Here is a 2,140-nt window from a genome sequence, read left to right as displayed (position 1 = left end):
AAGCAAATGAGACCCTAGGAGCATACATAAGTATGTGACTAGGGCGAGAGAGCGAAGCCAACACCGCCACAACACAAAATATGACGAATAAACTATTCTTCGGCTTCAATCATAGAAGTATACCCCGCCGCATCAATCAAATCCGCCAGCTCTGCAGTATCGGATGCTTTAATGCGGAAAATCCAACCTTCTTGATACGGCTGTTCATTTACGAGTTCTGGCGCGTCATTCAACTCACTATTAACCGCCACAATTTCGCCACTCAGTGGTGCGTAAATATCAGATGCTGCTTTAACTGATTCGACGACTGCAACGTCATCACCTGCACTTACCGCCGTCCCCACTTCGGGTAAATCAACAAACACCATGTCACCCAACGTTTCTTGCGCATGTTCGGTGATACCAACTGTAAATTCACCATTACCTTCATCGCGCAGCCACTCATGTTCACGGGTGTACATTAATTCTTTAGGTGTATTGCTCATCATTAGCCTCTCAATTTTTAAATTTATTAATCAGATTCGCCCAAATTACACTAAGCAGTTACCTTCACGGACAAAGCCCGGTTTAACAACTTCAACTGGCATTTCTCTTTGTCTGATTTCAACAATTGCTTTGTCTTGAATTCCGTTCGGGACACGCGCTAACGCAATACTGAAGCCAAGGGTTGGCGAGAAAGAGCCACTGGTTATTACCCCTTCTTGTAGTTTCCCCAGTTCATCAGTAAAGCGAACAACTTGCCCTGCACGCAGTATACCTTTTTCACGCATCACAATACCGACAAGTTTTTCAGTACCTTGTTCGCGTAATTTTTCCAATGCTTCACGGCCAATAAATTGGCGATCTTCTGGTTTCCAAGAGATCGTCCATCCCATATTCGCGGCTAATGGTGAAATCGTTTCATCCATATCTTGCCCATATAGGTTCATACCGGCTTCAAGGCGCAAAGTATCCCGCGCCCCTAAGCCCGCTGGGTGTACCCCTGCCTTAAGCAGTTTATGCCAAAATTCAACGACCTGCTCTTTAGGCATAGCAATTTCATAACCTTTTTCGCCGGTATAGCCCGTGGTTGCGATGAACAAATCTCCAGTTTGAATACCATAAAATGGTTTCATTCCTTCAATGGCGCTATTTTGTTCCGAACTCAGTAATGAATGAACCTTTTCTGGTGCTTGCGGCCCTTGGACAGCTAATAACGCTAAGTCATCACGAACACGAATTTCAACGGCATAACCTTTAGCATGTTGTTCAATCCAAGCGAGGTCTTTATCGCGTGTTGCTGAGTTGACGACGAGACGATAAAAGTCATCAGCGAGGTAATACACAATCAGGTCATCAATAACACCACCGGAAGCATTCAGCATACCTGTATATAAAGCTTTGCCTTGCTCTGTGAGTTTATTGATATCGTTGGCGAGAAGATAACGGAGAAAATCGCGACAGCCTTCCCCGTGTAAATCGACAATAGTCATATGGGAAACATCAAACATCCCTGCTTCGGTTCTGACAAAATTATGTTCATTGATCTGCGAACCATAATGCAACGGCATCATCCAACCATGAAAATCGACCATTTTTGCACCGCAGGCTATATGTTCATCATATAGCGTTGTTTGCTTTACCATGAATACCCTCTTTACATTATTAATTAATATGACAGGGTGATTGCGTAGTGAAAATTACCCATCTGCAACAAAGTCGCGTGATAATTTTAACCCGACGCAAACGATAACTTTTAAAAAACCTACCACTGTTTGCAGTTCTATTCTATAAAAAAAAATAGGGCGACTATCCATCTGTATTACTGATTGCGCTCTGATTTTGCCAGTGCTTTTTGTTAAATAATTGAGAATGATCACTCAAAACCCTTACATTTAGCGTCTATAAGCTCAAAATATCATCAATTAAAGAATTTAAATGATAGCTTCGCCAATAAAACCCATCACACCAATATAAATAAAACTAATGCGAAAAATGAATGTAATTAGTTTTTTTCAGTCATGATAAAAAGAGAAAAGTCTGCTATTCATACTAAAACAAGATCGGCAGGGTTATTTCGTATACAGAAACCAGTGATGACACTTTGTATATTGAAATTAAAAAAGAAAAAGGCACAATTTATAAGATTGTGCCTCAGACC

At 41.4% G+C, this 2,140-nt stretch carries 2 protein-coding genes; both read right to left on the bottom strand.

Annotated elements, in window-relative coordinates; all coding sequences use genetic code 11:
• Positions 1 to 92: 92 nt before the first annotated feature.
• Positions 93 to 485, bottom strand: coding sequence for a glycine cleavage system protein GcvH (gcvH, locus tag PSF31_RS20985; protein ID WP_036958523.1), 393 nt, complete (start codon positions 483 to 485; stop codon positions 93 to 95).
• Positions 486 to 530: 45 nt separating this feature from the next.
• On the bottom strand, positions 531 to 1,625 hold the full coding sequence (gene gcvT / locus PSF31_RS20980; protein ID WP_096863171.1) for a glycine cleavage system aminomethyltransferase GcvT: 1,095 nt from the start codon (positions 1,623 to 1,625) through the stop codon (positions 531 to 533).
• Between the last annotated feature and the right edge of the window lie 515 nt (positions 1,626 to 2,140).

The organism is Providencia sp. PROV156 (genome assembly GCF_028480905.1).
GTDB classification, from domain to species: domain Bacteria; phylum Pseudomonadota; class Gammaproteobacteria; order Enterobacterales; family Enterobacteriaceae; genus Providencia; species Providencia hangzhouensis.
The sequence above is the reverse complement of the archived record's forward strand: the minus strand, read 5'-3'. Positions and strand labels throughout refer to the sequence as shown.